The following is a 14,648-nucleotide window of genomic DNA, read 5'->3' on the forward strand; positions in this document are numbered from 1 at the left end:
TTGAGGGCAGTTATGGCAGACCTTTCGGCAGCACAGGGCATTTCCCTGCGAAAACGCATCTGGGGCTGGTGGTTTTTCGACTGGGCCAGCCAACCTTATCACACGCTGCTGGTGACATTCGTCTTTGGCCCGTTCTTTGCGGCAACCGCGACCGAGTATTTCCTTGCCTCGGGCCTGAGCGGCGAGGCCGCCCGCGCACAGGCGCAATCCAGCTGGTCGCTCTGCCTGACCATCACCGGGCTGATTATCGGTCTCTCGGCGCCCTTCCTTGGGGCGCTGGCCGATATTGCCGGGCGCAAACTGCCGTGGATCATCGGGTTTTCCGTGGCCTATGTGGCGGGCTCGGCGGGGTTGTGGTTCATGGACCCGGCGGGCAGCAACCTGTGGTGGATGCTCATTAGTTTCGGCGTGGGCTTTATCGGCGCGGAGTTTGCGCTGATCTTTGTCAATGCGCAGTTGCCCTCGCTCGGCACCAAAGAAGAGGTCGGGCAGGTGTCAGGCTCGGGGTTCGCCTTTGGCTACCTCGGCGGGGTGATTGCGCTGTTTATCATGCTGTTGTTGTTCGTCGAACAAGACAGTGGCAAGACGCTGATCGGCCTTGATCCCGTGCTGGGACTGGACGCCAGCGCCCGCGAGGGCACCCGCGCGGTGGGCCCCTTTGTAGCGATCTGGTTTGCGCTCTTTATGATCCCCTATTTTGCATGGGTGCGCGATCCACGCGGTCCCCGGCGTGGCAGCGCAAGCCTTGGTCGGGCCGTGTCGATGGTGGTCACCTCGATCAAGGGGCTGAAACATCGCAAGAGCCTCACCAGCTATCTGGTGTCCTCGATGCTGTATCGCGACGCACTCAATGGGCTTTATGGGTTTGGCGGCGTCTATGCGGGATTGGTGCTCGATTGGTCGATCACCCAGATCGGTATATTCGGCATTATCGCCGCGATCTCTGCCGCGCTGTTCAGCTGGGCGGGTGGGCTTGCCGACAAACGCTTTGGCCCCAAACCGGTGATTATCACGGCCATTCTGGTGCTGAGCCTCGTCTGCCTGATCGTCGTCAATATGTCGCGCACGCAGATCTTTGGCGTCGCTTTGGCAGAAGGATCAAGCCTGCCGGATCAGGTCTTTTTTGCGTGCGGCGTGCTGATCGGTGGTTTCGGCGGAATCTTGCAGGCCACCAGCCGCACCCTGATGGTGCGTCACACAACCCCAGAAACCGCCACCGAAGCCTTTGGTCTTTATGGGCTTTCTGGCCGAGCCACAGCGTTTTTGGCACCTGCGTTGATTGGCCTTATGACAACACTTACGGGCAGTGCGCGCCTTGGCATTACACCGGTGATTGCGCTCTTTGCCCTTGGTCTGTTGTTATTGTCTCGGGTCGATGGTGAAGGAGATCAGGTTTGAGGTTTTTCATACAGATAGCATTGGCGGCTTTTGTGCTGGGCGCATGTGCCCCGGAACAAAAAAGCCAGCCCACATCGGTTTCCACATTCGCCAATAAGGCGGTGAACTCCACCGCGCTTGCCAAGCAATTGTTCGGTGCGAAACGCTCCGCCTCTGCCCAGCGCCCGGCGCCTTATGGATCGTATTCCAAAGGCTGCGTCGCCGGTGCTGCGCAATTGCCCGAAACCGGCCCCACATGGCAGGCCATGCGCCTCAGCCGTAATCGCAATTGGGGGCATCCTGAGGTCATTGATTTTATTCAGGATCTAAGCCGTTTTGCCGCGCGCCAGCCGGGCTGGCAGGGGTTGTATGTCGGTGACATCAGCCAGCCACGCGGTGGGCCGATGCTGTCCGGACACCGCAGCCACCAGATCGGTCTGGATGCCGATATCTGGATGCTGCCGCCGGATCGGCTCGATCTGAGCCGCGAGGCCCGCGAAAACATCTCGTCTATTTCCTTGCGGCGCGCCAGCGGGGCCTATGTGAACTCCAATTGGAGCGCCCAGCACCACGCCATTCTGAAAGCCGCTGCATCTGACCCGCGTGTGGCGCGGATCTTTGTCTTCCCCGGCGCCAAGGTCAAAATGTGCGATACGGAGAAAGGGGACCGCAGCTATCTGCGCAAAATTCGGCCATGGTGGGGGCATCACTACCACTTCCATGTGCGGCTCAATTGCCCCAAAGGCACCCGTGGGTGCGTCGAGCAGGATCCGCCCCCCCGCGGCGATGGCTGTGATGACGCCCGCGAGTGGGTCGCCAACATCCTTAACCCTCCGCCGCCGAAACCGGTTGACCCGAACGCGCCAAAGCCTAAACCGCGCAGGGACTACACCCTATCGGATCTTCCACAACAATGCGCCGCCGTTCTCTCGTCCGACTAGCCTCGCTCTCTGCTGCCCTGATCGTCGCGCTCTGCGCGGCGGCATGGGCGGCATCCACCGTCTGGAAAGTGACCCACGCCGAAAGCAATAGCGCGACCTATATCTCCAGCTATCGCTGGCAGGAGGACGCTCCATGGTTTGGCGGGCTTTCGGGGATTGATCTGAGTGACGATGGTCAGCGCTTTACCGCGATCACCGACCGCGCGCATATGGTCAAAGGCGAGATCGCGCGCACCGACGGGGCAATAACGGGCGTTCGGATGACCGAAGATGTCCGGCTGCGCGATGCGGATGGAGCGCCGATTGCCAATAAGGTCGAGGACAGCGAGGGCCTCGCGCTGACCGGTGGCGACAGGTATTTCGTGTCGTTCGAAAGCCCGCATCGGGTGCTGGAGTATCGCGGCGCGCAAGTGCGCCAACTCGAAACACCGCGCGATTTCAAACAGTTCTATATCAACTCCTCTCTCGAGGCGCTGGCCTATCGCGACGATGACGGGTTGATCGTCATCTCTGAAAGTGCCCCCAGAGACCCAGATACCTCGCGCGTCTGGCGCTGGTCCGCGCCCTCCGGCTGGCAGGCCCTTGGCGCCTATCCCGAAGGCGATGGGTTTCTGCCGGTTGGCGCTGATTTCGGCCCGGATGGCGCGCTATATGTGCTGGAGCGCAAGTTCATCACCATCGGGTTCCGCAGCCGCCTGCGCCGTTTTGATCTGTCGGATCAAGGTCTGAGCGGTGGAGAGGTGTTGCTGAATACGCCCCTCGCCATGCACGACAATCTCGAGGGCGTCAGTGTCTGGCGCACCGCATCCGGCACGTTGCGCGCAACCATGATTTCGGATGACAATTTCTTTTGGGTGCAGCGCACGGAGCTGGTCGAATACGACCTGCCGGACCGCCCCTGATGCGGATCACCCCATAAAAACAGGGGGAATCGCTTGCATTCACCTTAAGATCTGCATAAACGAAGCGATCTTTCGCGCTCCGATTGGAGTGCACAAGTCTCCGCGACCTTGTCTAAAAAACGGTAATATACATGACCCGCACCTATCTTCCTGGCGTTCTCGCCATGGCTGCCGTCGTGGTGGCCTCCAACATCCTCGTGCAATTCCTGTTCGGCAACTGGCTGACCTGGGGCGCGTTTACCTATCCCATTGCCTTCCTCGTCACCGATGTGACCAACCGCGTCTATGGCGCAGGTCCCGCGCGCAAGGTCGTGCTGGCCGGCTTTGTCGTCGGCGTGATCTGCTCGCTGATCGGCACCCAGATCATGGGCGAGTTTGGCCCGCTGGTGACCCTGCGGATCGCCATTGCCTCTGGTCTGGCCTTCCTGCTGGCGCAGCTGTCGGACGTGGCGATCTTTGCCAGCCTGCGTGGCGGCAAATGGTGGCGTGCGCCGCTGGCCTCCACGCTGATCGGCTCGTCGCTCGACACCGCGATCTTCTTCACAATCGCCTTTTCCGGCGCGCTGACCTTCATTGAGCCCGCAAATGACGTCTCTTGGGCCGGTGAGATGCTGCCGCTTCTGGGCGCAGGCCCGGTTGCACCGCTTTGGGTATCGCTGGCCGTGGCCGACTGGTTGGTAAAGCTGTCGCTGGCGCTGATCGCGCTGATCCCCTTCCGCCTGATTGTTGCGCGTTTGACGCAATCTCACCTCACCGAGGCGTGATTTCGCGCGGATTTCATTTGGTGATCTGCCTTTTCCGTGCCAACCTGATGGCAACAGAAACAGAGAGAAAAGGAGGTGATCCAGTGTCAAGAAAGGGATTGGAGCAAGGAGCAGCAACCACCGGAGCGGTCCGCCACTGAGGCAGCCCTCTCTGGCAGCAGCCAACCGGCTGGGTCTGCACAGGCTGATACAGCGCTGACAGCACCCTAACCTGCCTTTGCTCTCATAGACTTTCGGAAGGGCCGCGCCATCTGGAGCGGCCCTTTTCCGTGCCGACTCCGGGTCATGAGATTGGGTTTCACCCATTCTCCGGGCGAGTGCCGTGCTGCCAAACTGGTTCACATTCCGCTGCCAGATGCACTTTCCCTGATGGCGCTTATCCGGGGGGTGCAAAACCGGTTCCCACTTTTGCACGACATGCTCTATGGTCCGCCCATGCTACGCATAAACGACGATATCACCCTGCAAGATTGGGAACTGACCGAGAGCTTCATGCGCGCTTCTGGCCCCGGTGGACAGAACGTTAATAAGGTTTCATCGGCTGTCGAGCTGCGCTTTGAGGCCGAACGCTCGCCGCATCTGCCCGGCCCGGTCAAAACCCGCCTGCGCCGCATTGCCGGGCGGCGCTGGACCAACGACGGCGCGCTGATCCTGCAATGTGACGAGACCCGCTCACAGGCGCGCAACCGCGAGATCATCCGCGAACGCCTCGCAGAGCTGATCCGCCGTGCCTTGATAAAACCCAAGCGCCGCATCGCCACCAAACCCACCCGAGGCAGCGTTGAACGCCGCCTCAAGGCCAAGAAAACCCGCGCCGAGGTGAAATCCATGCGCGGGCGGGTGGACGGCGACTGAATTTTGCAATTGCGTCTGGGCGTTTAGCGGGCCAACCTGCGGACAGTTGCCCCAAACGCCAAACGGCGCGCCAGCGCTGAACCTGCGCGCCCGGAACGGGCGCTCCGCTTGATAACCGTTCATCACGACAGGACGCCCCTCATGAAACCCGGTCCCCGTAATCTCATTACCGATGTCGCTGGCCTGAAGGTCGGCAATGCCCAGGATGCACGGCTGAAGTCCGGCACCACGGTGCTGACGGCGGATCAGCCCTTTACGGCGGCGGTGCATGTGATGGGGGGGGCGCCCGGCACGCGGGAAACCGATCTGCTCGCGCCCGACAAAACCGTGCAGGCGGTGGATGCGCTGGTTTTGTCCGGCGGCTCTGCCTTTGGGCTGGATGCCTGCTCGGGCGTGGTGGACGGGCTGCGCGCGATGGGGCGCGGTTTCCGCCTTGGCCCAGCGATTGTGCCAATCTCGCCGGGGGCCATCATTTTTGACCTGCTGAATGGTGGCGATAAGGATTGGGCGCAGAACCCCTATCCGGCCTTGGGACGCGCGGCATTGGACAATGCGGGCGCGGAGTTTGCCCTCGGCAGCATTGGCGCAGGCACCGGTGCGCTGACGGGCATGCAGAAAGGCGGGCTTGGGTCTGCCTCGCTGGTGCTGGAGAGCGGCCACACGGTCGGCGCGCTGGTGGTGGTCAATCCGATCGGGTCGGTGACCACACCGGGCGAGCGCCATTTCTGGGCCGCGCCGTTTGAGATCGACGGTGAGTTTGGCGGGCTTGGCCCCGATCCCCGCGCGGGCCTCGGGCGCAGCCTGCGCAGTCGTAAAATGGAGGCGATGGCGGAACTTGCAGGCGAGGCGGTCTCGTCTGAGGGGGCCAACACCACCATTGCAATTGTCGCCACCGATGCGGTGCTGACAAAGGCTGAGGCCAAGCGTTTGGCGACCACAGCCCATGACGGTATGGCGCGCGCCATTCTGCCCTCGCACGGGCCACATGACGGGGATCTGGTCTTTGCCGCAGCCACCGGGGCGCAGCCGCTCAATGATCCTGCGGTGGAAATGCTGGCGCTGTGTCATGCAGGCTCGCTGTGTCTTGCACGGGCGATTGCGCGCGCGGTTTACAAAGCGACCCCGGCAGAGGGCGATATTCTGCCGTGCTGGTCTGAGGTCTGACTAAAGACGGCACGACACATATCCGGCCTGCCCCATGGCATCCGGTGCGCTTGTGCTGGTCTGGCCGGTCTGGACTTACGGTCTTTAGAAGTCTGCCCGGATCGTCAGGCGAAAGGGTCTGGATAAAGATGGCGGCGCCGCCACAACAGGCGGAGGTGGCCGGGGATATCCCCCCGCGTGCTCAACGTTATCTCTGCACTGCTCCCCAGAAAGGGAAGCCGGTTCCTGGTGGTGCCGGAGGTTTTACGCCCGGCGGATGATCGCGATCCGGGCCAGAATAACCCTGTGGGTTTAGGATTTCATAAGCCAAGCGTGCGCTTGGGGCGCAACAGGGATGCGAGGCTCTGCCTCGCGCTCCGGGATATTTGGCGTTAGAAGAGGGGGTGTTGTCCTGAAATCAGGATTGGTACATCGGGTAAAAATTGTACCCCAGTGTCATTCTGATTGCCCCAAATGCAGTCCTGCGCGAGAACATTCCGGGGAGTGCACATGATGCGTATATCACTGATAAATTCCAATGTTTTAGGTATACTTGCCGCTGTCGGTGCGGCGGTGTCCTTTTCCATCATTGATGTCACGTTCAAGTTCCTCTCCCAAGGCTATCCGCTCTATCAGATGGTGTTCATCCGCTCTGTGGTGGCGTTGTCGCTGCTCTTTGCGATCATCATCCCCCTAGAGGGGGGCTATAAGATACTGCGCACACAAAACATCCGCCTGCATGTGATGCGCAGCCTTGCGGTGCTTTTTGCCAATATCAGCTTTTTCTCGGGCCTTGCGGTTTTGCCGCTGGCGGAGGCGATTGCGATCTCTTTTGCGACACCGCTGATCGTGACGTTGCTTTCGGTGCTGTTTTTGAAGGAGCGTGTCGGACCGTGGCGCTGGGGGGCGGTCATGGTGGGTTTCAGCGGCATTCTGGTGATTGTGAAGCCAGGGTTGGATGCCTTTCAACCCTATGCTTTGCTGCCGTTTTTTGGCTCTTGCGGCTATGCGACGCTGCATATTCTGACGCGGCGGGCAGGCGGGTCGGACAAAGCCGCGACGCTGTCGTTTTATCCAACATTTGCGTTCTTGGTGATCAGCGCGCTGGCGGGAGTGGTGTTTGGCCATGGTGGCTGGGCCACGGGCACGCCAGTGCTGGATGTGGTACTAAAACCCTGGGCCTGGCCCGAAGGCATAGAGTGGGCGATTTTTGCCGTTGCAGGCGTGTCCGGCGCCATCGGGGGCTATCTGGTTGGTCAGGCCTACCGCATGTGCGAGGCCGGGCTGGTGGCGCCGTTTGAATATGTCGCCATGCCGCTGGCTGTGGTTTGGGGGGTACTGGTTTTTGCGGAATGGCCAGAACCTTCGGTTTGGCTTGGCTCGGCCTTGATTATCGGCGCGGGGCTTGTTTCTCTTTGGCGTGAGACCCGCACGCCCGGCCCGCCGCCGCGCCCGCGTCCCCGTTCCTCCGGCTAGAAAGGCCCTGAACTTATGCCCGTTACCGCCGTCGTCTTTGATATTGGTCGTGTTCTGATTGAATGGGAGCCTGAGCGCTTCTTTGACACATTGATTGGAGAGCCACGTCGCCATGCGCTCTTTAAGGAGGTGGATCTGCACGGGGCGAACCTCGATGTGGATCGTGGACATCCGTTTCGCGAGACGATCTATGGGCTGGCAGAAAAACACCCGGAGTGGGCGGAGGAAATCCGCCATTGGCATGACAGCTGGATCAAGATGGCCAGCCCCGAGATCCCCCATTCGGTGCGGCTGCTGCGCGCCCTAAAGGCCAAGGGGGTGCCGGTTTATGCGCTGACGAACTTCGGGGCAGAGACCTTTGTGATTGCGCAGACCCATTATCCGTTCCTGCGCGAGTTCGATCAGGCCTTTGTGTCGGCGCATCTGCGCTGCATCAAACCGGATGCGGAGATTTATGCGCATCTGGAACAGGGCACAGGACGCCGCCCCGACGAGCTGTTGTTTACAGATGATCGCCCCGAAAACATTACCGCAGCGGCGGTGCGGGGCTGGAAAACCCATCTGTTTGACCACCCGAAAACTTGGGCCGCGCGGCTGGTGGAGGAAGGGCTGCTGAGCGAAGAGGACGCCCGATGAGCCTGCCTCAGATCGGTTTTGACGAGGGCGAGGCGCTGCTCGATTGGGTGGCGCTTACGGATGCGCTGGCCGAAGGGCACAGCCGCCCCAAGGCCGAGGTGGGCGATACGTTCCTCTATCGCGGCAAGGATACGCTGCTGTCGCGTTCGGCCTGGATTGACGGTCTGGGGATCGCGGTGAAAACGGCGATGATCTTTCCGGACAATCCTGCCCGAGAGGTGCCGATGATCAATGGCGCGGTGAGCCTCTTTGACGATGCCACCGGCCAGCCTGAGGCGCTGGTGGATTTCCATCTGGTGACCAAGTGGAAGACCGCCGGCGACAGCCTTCTGGGGGCGCGCAGGCTGGCCAACCCAAACGCCAAGGAAATCCTGATCGTGGGGGCAGGCACCGTGGCGACCAGCCTGATCGAGGCGTTCTCCGCGGTGTGGCCAGACGCCCAGATCCGGATCTGGAACCGTACCACCGCCAAGGCCGAGGCGCTGGCGCAGGAGTATGCAGGGGTTACGGTTGCCACCGATCTGGCGCAGGCGGTCGGGGCTGCGGACATCATCCTGACCTGCACTATGTCGGCCGAACCAGTGATCCGGGGGGAGTGGCTGCGCCCGGGGCAGCACCTCAATATGATTGGCGCGTATCGTCCGGACATGCGCGAGGCCGATGACGCCGCACTCCACCGCGCACAGATCTATTGCGACAGTTTCGACACCACGCTGGACCATATCGGCGAGTTTAAAATCCCGCTGGCCTCGGGGGCATTGCGCCGCGAGGAGGTCTTGGCGGATTTTTACAATATCGATAGCTTTACGGGCTACAACCCTGAGGCGATAACCTTGTTTAAAAACGGTGGTGGCGCTCATCTGGACCTGATGACCAGCCGTCATATTCTGGATCTTTGGACCCGCAATATATGATTTGGTTCCTCTGCGCTGCCCTGCTTGTGATCGCGCTGCTGTTTTTGCCTGCGTTGCAGGAAGCGCTGCGGCGGCCGCTGAATGAGGCGATGCGATCGGATGCGCCGGGCGATTTTGCCGAACTGTCGCAGGGGCAGACGCATTACCGCTGGATTGGGCCGTTGCGCGGACCGGTGGTGGTCTGCGTGCATGGGATCACCACACCGTCAGAGAGTTTCGTGCCGCTGGCCAAGGAATTGGCGGAGATGGGGTATCGGGTGCTGCTCTATGATCTTTATGGGCGGGGGTATTCCGATTACGTGCACGGCGTTCAGGACCGGGAGTTTTTCCTGCAGCAGTTGAATGATTTGCTCGCCTTTGAAGGGATCGTGGAGGATTTTGTCCTTGTTGGGCATTCTGCGGGGGGCGCGATTGCGACCGCCTATGCCGCCGCCAATGTCTGGCGGATCCGCAGTTTGATCCTGATCACACCTGTGGGTCTGCACGAGCCGCGTGGGCCAATGGCGCAGTTCAGAAAACGTCCGCATGGGGTCAAGAATCTGATGCTGCGCTGGTCTTATCCAATCGTTGCCCGCCGCTATGTGAACCGGGTGCTGGCCGATCCGCGCACACCGGAAGAGGTGCAAAAGGCCCAACGCGCGCAGAGCCGCAGGCAGGGGCATGCACCCTCAAATCTGGCAGCGATGCAGGGTATCCTGCGCGAGGATTTTGCGCCCGAGCAGAAGACATTCAACCAACAAGGCCTGCCGGTTCTGGCGATCTGGGGGCGGGACGACATGATCGTCCCCTGCGACACCATCGGACGGCTGGCAGAGATCAACCGTTCTGCCAAACAGGATGTGATTGAGGGCGCAGGCCATGAGGTGGTCTATACCCACCCCAAGGAAGTTGCGCGCATTATCTACGAAAATCAGCGGCTTGGTCTATAAGGTCAGGCCGCTGCCGCCTGTAGGGGGCGCTCGCGCACCGGCAGATGGACAATGGCGCTGAAGGCACCGACGCCGACACCGATCCACCAGACCATCGTGTAGTCGCCGTAGATGTCATACATCCGTCCGCCAAGCCACACGCCCAGAAACCCGCCGATCTGGTGGCTGAGAAACACGATACCATAAAGCGTGCCCATGTAGCGCAGCCCGTAGATATGGGCGACCAGCCCCGAGGTGAGCGGCACGGTGGCCAGCCACAGCGAGCCCATCGCCACCGAGAACAGGATCACCGAAAGCGGCGTGATTGGCAGCAAGATAAAGGCTCCCGCCACGATGGTACGCGCGGTGTAGATGCCCGCGAGCAGGTATTTCTTGGAATAATGCTTGCCCGCCCAGCCCGCGAGCAATGTGCCCGCCACATTCGCCAAACCAATAAGCGAGATCGACACCGCCCCCAGCGCCGAAGTGGTGGTGATCCCGATACCATGCAAAACGCCCCCCGGCATGATCGGCCCGCACATCTCTGTCACAAAGGCCGGAAAATGCGCGGTGACAAAGGCCAGCTGATAGCCACAGGAGAAAAACCCGAGGAAAATCAGCGTATAAGACGGGTCGCGAAAGGCTTTCTTGAGGATCGAACCTAGGCTTTCCTCCAGCTCTGCTTTGCCTGCAGAGACCGGCGCGCGCATCAGGGGCAGTGACAGGATCAGCGCCAGAACGACGCCAGCAAAGACCAAAAACACCGTCTGCCACGACATCAGCCCCAGCATATATTCCGCCGTCGGCGCGCCAAAGATCTGCCCTGCCGAACCGGCTGCGGTGACAATCGCCAGCGACATGGAGCGGTTCTCGTCCGAGCTGGCGCGCCCCACCACGGCCAGCACCACGCCAAAGCCGGTGCCCGCAACCCCAAAGCCCACCAGCCATTCATAGGCCTGCATTTCCGTTGGGGTCGTCGCGCCCGCGCTCAGCACAAGGCCCGCCGCATAGATCACCGCGCCGATGATGATCGCCTTACGGTCGCCGATCTTCTCGGCGATGGCGCCAAAGATCGGCTGACCGATGCCCCAAGCGAGGTTCTGGATGGCGATGGCGAGAGAAAATTCGCTCCGGAGCCAGCCAAAATCCTCGGCAATCGGGATCTGGAACACCCCAAAAGAGGCGCGCACTGCAAAGCTCACCATGATAATCAGACAGCCCACCATCAGGACGGGGGTAAACAGAGGGGTGGGACGATCCATGGAGGTGCTCCGCTAAGGTGAAAGGCCAGTTTGACCATCGCAACCGATGCGTCAATTCAGGAGTTTTGAATGCACACATAAGCAAAATTGAACCATCATGTTCAGAGGCAGGGCATGCCACGCTTTCCTTTGCAAAATCATCCGGCTATGGCTGGGGGCATGACACATATGACCGACCTCTATCAGGCCCGTGTAGACAGCGGGCACATCCAGCCGGACCCCGCGCAGCAGGCGGTGTTGCCGGAGTTTGACCGGATTGCCGATGGCCTGCGCGCGGACCCCGTGAAACGTGGCCTGTTTCGCAAGGCAGTGCGACCGGAGGTCAAGGGGCTTTATCTGTGGGGCGGTGTCGGGCGCGGCAAGTCGATGCTGATGGATCTCTTTGTCGAGAGCCTTGATGACATCCCCAGCCGCCGGGTGCATTTTCACGCCTTCATGCAGGAAATCCACGCCAAGATGCACCTCGCCCGCGAGGCGGGCACCGAGGATGCGCTGGCACCGGTGGTGGCGGATGTGGTGGCCTCGGTGCGGCTCTTGGCGTTTGACGAGATGCAGATCACCGATATCACCGATGCGATGATCGTGGGCCGACTGTTTGAGGCGCTGTTTGAGGCGGGTGTGGTGGTGGTGACCACATCGAACCGGGTGCCGGATGACCTTTATAAAAACGGGCTGAACCGGCAGCTGTTTTTGCCGTTTATCGACCTCATCAAAGACAAGATGCAAGTGCATGAGATGGTGAGCCCGAAGGACTACCGACAGGACCGTCTGACCGGCTCTCGGGTCTATTTCACGCCCCTCAACGCTGAGGTGCGCGCCGAGATGGAAGAGATCTGGCGCGATCTCACGGGCGGAGCGGCAGAACCGCTGGTGCTGACGGTAAAGGGGCGCGAAGTGATCCTGCCCGCCTATCGCAACGGGGTGGCACGGGCGACGTTTTATGACCTTTGCGGCACCATGCTGGGGCCGGGCGATTATCTCGCGGTGGCCGATGCGGTCAAAGTGCTGGTGCTGGAAAACATCCCGGCGCTGGGGCGCAACAACTTCAACGAGGCCAAGCGCTTTGTGACATTGATCGACGCGCTTTATGAGGCGCGGGTGCGATTGATCTGCTCGGCGGCGGCAGAGCCGGAGTTCCTCTATATGGAAGGCGACGGGGCCTTTGAATTTGAGCGCACCGCCTCGCGCCTGCGGGAGATGCAGGACAAGGACTGGGGCCGCATTGAGGGGTAAGGCGTGCTCATATGAGTGCGCATCAAGACCTCAAATGAGCCTAAAACCCCCTCAGGATCAGAGTTTTCTTGCATAGTATCCCACCTCCCCTACAAAGGTAATGTTCGTATGAACAGGGGAGCGCGCTGATGAATGCCACCGACCTGAGCGACCGACAGCGCGATATTCTGCGTCTGCTGGAGCAAAGCGGCTTTGCCACCATCGAGGATCTGGCGGAGCGGTTCGAGGTCACCACCCAGACCATTCGCCGCGATGTCAACGATCTGCGCGACCGGGCGCTGCTGATGCGGGTGCATCGTGGGGTGCGCCCCAATGATGGCGCGCGGCCCTATGCGTCGCGTGCGGTGGAACAGCAAAACGAGAAGGCCGCATTGGCGCGCGAGGTGCTGCGGCTCATTCCGGCGGGGGCGTCGGTGTCAATCGGCCTTGGCAGCACCCCGGCAGAGGTTGCTCGGCTCTTGGCAGGGGCCGGGGCGCGGGACGTGATCACCAACAACCTCGTGGCGGCGAGCCATCTGTGGGACTGTGAAGAGATCAACCTGTCGATCTGTGGCGGCTCTGTGCGCGATCGCAGCGTATCGGGCAGCGCGGCGGCAGAGTTCTTTGCCGCCTACCGCGTGGATTTTGCGGTCTTTGGCGTCGCTGGCGTTGATGAGGACGGGGCACTCTTGGATTTTCGCACAGAAGAAGCCCGCGCACGGGCCGCGATGCAAACCCATGCGCGGCACTCGGTGTTGGTGCTCGATCAGGTCAAATTCCTGCGCCGCGCGCCGGCACGGGGCGGCTGGCTGAGAGACCCTGATTATGTGGTGAGCAATGCGCCGCCGCCCGAAGGGCTCACGGCTGCATTGCGCGAGGGGGCCTTGGTGCTTGCGCCCTAGCCGTTCTTAGCCGTTCTCGCGCAGGATCGCGCCCGCCAGATAGAGCGAACCACAGATCAGCACCCGGCTGTTTGGATCGCGCGCAAGGATCGCCTTGAGCGCTTCTGTGACGTTCTCTGCCGTGTAGGCCTGAAGGTCTACCGATTTTGCGGCGGCCTCTGTCTCCTCGGCCGAGAGCGTCGCCGCCTCGCCGGGGATCGACACCGCCGTGAGGCTCGCGGCCTCTGCAGCCAGCGGGCGCAGGTAGCCTGTGACATCCTTGGTATTGAGCATACCGCAGATCAGATGCGTCGGGCGTTTGGGCAGTTTGGCCAGCACATCGGCGAGCGCAATACCTGCGGCGGCGTTATGACCGCCATCGAGCCACAGTTCGGCCGCGCCTGCGATTTCCACCAGCGGGCCGGCTTTGAGGCGCTGCATGCGGGCGGGCCATTGCGCCCCCACAACAGCCGCCTCGCAGGCGGCCTCATCCGCGCCGAGGTGACGCAGAACCGCAAGGGCGGCACCTGCGTTCTGGATCTGATGCGCGCCCATCAGGTTGGGCAGCGGCAGGTCCAGCAGGCCGCGTTCGTCCTGATAGACCAGACGGCCGCGTTCCTCGTGGACGTGCCAGTGCTGACCATAGGCGATCAGGGGCGCGCCAAGGCGCATCGCGGTGTCCTCGATGACCTCCATCGCCTCGTCGGGTTGCGGGCCGACCACCACGGGCACGCCGCGTTTGATGATGCCGGCCTTCTCGCCTGCGATCTTGGCCAGCGTGTTGCCGAGGAATTGTTCATGGTCGATGGAAATCGGCGTAATCACCGAAACCTCGGGCGTGATGACATTGGTGGCGTCCAGACGCCCGCCAAGGCCAACCTCCAGCAGAGTGTAATCCGCCGAGGTGCGCGAAAACGCCAGCAGCCCCGCCACGGTGGTGATCTCGAAATAGGTGATGCTCTCTTCGCCATTGGCGCTGTAGCACTCATCAAGCACCTGCGTCAGGTGATCCTCGGAGATCAGATCCCCCGCCAGACGGATGCGTTCGTGAAAACGGGCCAGATGCGGCGAGGTATAGGCGTGCACCGATTTGCCCCAGCCCTCAAGCCCGGCGCGGATCATCGCTTGGGTGGAGCCTTTGCCATTGGTGCCCGCGATATGGATCACCGGGGGCAGCTTGTCCTGCGGGTTGTCCAGCGCCGCCAGCAGACGCCAGACCCGATCCAGCGTCAGGTCGATGATCTTGGGATGCAGCGCCATCATACGGGCGAGAATGGCGTCGGAGGTCTGTTCGGTCATCGGACGTGATCCAGTCTGATCACGGAGCCAGGCGGTGCCATATGCGATGAGGGCAGCGCCCGTCCCGTCGGGGTGGAA

General features: G+C 61.5%; 14 protein-coding genes. 12 read left to right on the forward strand and 2 right to left on the reverse strand.

What is annotated here, in order from left to right; translation table 11 throughout:
* Window positions 1-12 precede the first annotated feature (12 nt).
* From K529_RS12900 to K529_RS12945, 10 genes are all read left to right on the forward strand, one after another.
* Window positions 13-1,398 carry an MFS transporter gene (locus K529_RS12900; RefSeq protein ID WP_005653993.1) on the forward strand — a complete coding sequence of 462 codons (1,386 nt, stop codon included), beginning with the start codon at window positions 13-15 and terminating at the stop codon, window positions 1,396-1,398.
* The gene (gene mepA, locus K529_RS12905) at window positions 1,395-2,318 is read left to right on the forward strand and encodes a penicillin-insensitive murein endopeptidase (RefSeq protein ID WP_005653990.1); all 924 of its coding nucleotides are present in this window, start codon (window positions 1,395-1,397) and stop codon (window positions 2,316-2,318) included. Before K529_RS12900 ends, mepA begins: the two co-directional genes overlap by 4 nt.
* Window positions 2,291-3,220, forward strand: coding sequence for an esterase-like activity of phytase family protein (locus K529_RS12910; protein ID WP_005653986.1), 930 nt, complete (start codon window positions 2,291-2,293; stop codon window positions 3,218-3,220). Before mepA ends, K529_RS12910 begins: the two co-directional genes overlap by 28 nt.
* A gap of 131 nt (window positions 3,221-3,351) precedes the next feature.
* Window positions 3,352-3,984, forward strand: coding sequence for a queuosine precursor transporter (locus tag K529_RS12915; RefSeq protein WP_005653983.1), 633 nt, complete (start codon window positions 3,352-3,354; stop codon window positions 3,982-3,984).
* A gap of 435 nt (window positions 3,985-4,419) precedes the next feature.
* Window positions 4,420-4,839 carry an alternative ribosome rescue aminoacyl-tRNA hydrolase ArfB gene (gene arfB, locus K529_RS12920; protein ID WP_039983379.1) on the forward strand — a complete coding sequence of 140 codons (420 nt, stop codon included), beginning with the start codon at window positions 4,420-4,422 and terminating at the stop codon, window positions 4,837-4,839.
* Between the two features lie 141 nt (window positions 4,840-4,980).
* Window positions 4,981-6,003 carry a P1 family peptidase gene (locus K529_RS12925; RefSeq protein ID WP_046002752.1) on the forward strand — a complete coding sequence of 341 codons (1,023 nt, stop codon included), beginning with the start codon at window positions 4,981-4,983 and terminating at the stop codon, window positions 6,001-6,003.
* Window positions 6,004-6,492: 489 nt separating this feature from the next.
* Window positions 6,493-7,458: a DMT family transporter gene (locus K529_RS12930; RefSeq protein WP_005620108.1), complete on the forward strand. Its 966-nt coding sequence runs from the start codon at window positions 6,493-6,495 to the stop codon at window positions 7,456-7,458.
* Between the two features lie 15 nt (window positions 7,459-7,473).
* Window positions 7,474-8,094, forward strand: a complete 621-nt coding sequence (locus K529_RS12935; RefSeq protein ID WP_005620107.1) for an HAD family hydrolase — start codon at window positions 7,474-7,476, stop codon at window positions 8,092-8,094.
* The gene (locus K529_RS12940) at window positions 8,091-9,008 is read left to right on the forward strand and encodes an ornithine cyclodeaminase family protein (protein ID WP_005620105.1); all 918 of its coding nucleotides are present in this window, start codon (window positions 8,091-8,093) and stop codon (window positions 9,006-9,008) included. The genes K529_RS12935 and K529_RS12940 overlap by 4 nt, the downstream gene beginning before the upstream one ends.
* A complete protein-coding gene (locus K529_RS12945; RefSeq protein ID WP_005620104.1) occupies window positions 9,005-9,937 on the forward strand; it encodes an alpha/beta fold hydrolase in 933 nt (310 codons plus the stop codon). Before K529_RS12940 ends, K529_RS12945 begins: the two co-directional genes overlap by 4 nt.
* A gap of 2 nt (window positions 9,938-9,939) precedes the next feature.
* Here the strand turns inward: K529_RS12945 and K529_RS12950 are convergent, their stop codons facing one another.
* Window positions 9,940-11,178: an MFS transporter gene (locus K529_RS12950; RefSeq protein ID WP_005620102.1), complete on the reverse strand. Its 1,239-nt coding sequence runs from the start codon at window positions 11,176-11,178 to the stop codon at window positions 9,940-9,942.
* A 159-nt stretch (window positions 11,179-11,337) separates the two neighbouring features.
* Between K529_RS12950 and zapE the strand changes: the two genes are divergently transcribed.
* Window positions 11,338-12,411: a cell division protein ZapE gene (zapE, locus tag K529_RS12955; RefSeq protein ID WP_046002872.1), complete on the forward strand. Its 1,074-nt coding sequence runs from the start codon at window positions 11,338-11,340 to the stop codon at window positions 12,409-12,411.
* 128 nt (window positions 12,412-12,539) lie between these two features.
* Window positions 12,540-13,292, forward strand: coding sequence for a DeoR/GlpR family DNA-binding transcription regulator (locus tag K529_RS12960; RefSeq protein WP_046002868.1), 753 nt, complete (start codon window positions 12,540-12,542; stop codon window positions 13,290-13,292).
* Between the two features lie 6 nt (window positions 13,293-13,298).
* On the opposite strand, the gene K529_RS12965 is transcribed toward K529_RS12960, so the two are convergent.
* Complete coding sequence (locus K529_RS12965; protein WP_046002869.1) at window positions 13,299-14,570, reverse strand: bifunctional folylpolyglutamate synthase/dihydrofolate synthase; 1,272 nt, start codon at window positions 14,568-14,570, stop codon at window positions 13,299-13,301.
* Window positions 14,571-14,648 lie beyond the last annotated feature (78 nt).

It is taken from the genome of Tritonibacter mobilis F1926 (assembly GCF_000376545.2).
Classification (GTDB): Bacteria; Pseudomonadota; Alphaproteobacteria; order Rhodobacterales; family Rhodobacteraceae; genus Epibacterium; species Epibacterium mobile.

Bases quoted from the DNA above. Each gene is read 5' to 3' on its own strand.
- K529_RS12900 (WP_005653993.1), top strand. From the start codon at position 13: ATGGCAGACCTTTCGGCAGCACAGGGCATTTCCCTGCGAAAACGCATC.
- K529_RS12910 (WP_005653986.1), top strand. From the start codon at position 2,291: ATGCGCCGCCGTTCTCTCGTCCGACTAGCCTCGCTCTCTGCTGCCCTG.
- K529_RS12915 (WP_005653983.1), top strand. From the start codon at position 3,352: ATGACCCGCACCTATCTTCCTGGCGTTCTCGCCATGGCTGCCGTCGTG.
- arfB (WP_039983379.1), top strand. From the start codon at position 4,420: ATGCTACGCATAAACGACGATATCACCCTGCAAGATTGGGAACTGACC.
- K529_RS12925 (WP_046002752.1), top strand. From the start codon at position 4,981: ATGAAACCCGGTCCCCGTAATCTCATTACCGATGTCGCTGGCCTGAAG.
- K529_RS12930 (WP_005620108.1), top strand. From the start codon at position 6,493: ATGATGCGTATATCACTGATAAATTCCAATGTTTTAGGTATACTTGCC.
- K529_RS12935 (WP_005620107.1), top strand. From the start codon at position 7,474: ATGCCCGTTACCGCCGTCGTCTTTGATATTGGTCGTGTTCTGATTGAA.
- K529_RS12940 (WP_005620105.1), top strand. From the start codon at position 8,091: ATGAGCCTGCCTCAGATCGGTTTTGACGAGGGCGAGGCGCTGCTCGAT.
- K529_RS12945 (WP_005620104.1), top strand. From the start codon at position 9,005: ATGATTTGGTTCCTCTGCGCTGCCCTGCTTGTGATCGCGCTGCTGTTT.
- K529_RS12950 (WP_005620102.1), bottom strand. From the start codon at position 11,178: ATGGATCGTCCCACCCCTCTGTTTACCCCCGTCCTGATGGTGGGCTGT.
- zapE (WP_046002872.1), top strand. From the start codon at position 11,338: ATGACACATATGACCGACCTCTATCAGGCCCGTGTAGACAGCGGGCAC.
- K529_RS12960 (WP_046002868.1), top strand. From the start codon at position 12,540: ATGAATGCCACCGACCTGAGCGACCGACAGCGCGATATTCTGCGTCTG.
- K529_RS12965 (WP_046002869.1), bottom strand. From the start codon at position 14,570: ATGACCGAACAGACCTCCGACGCCATTCTCGCCCGTATGATGGCGCTG.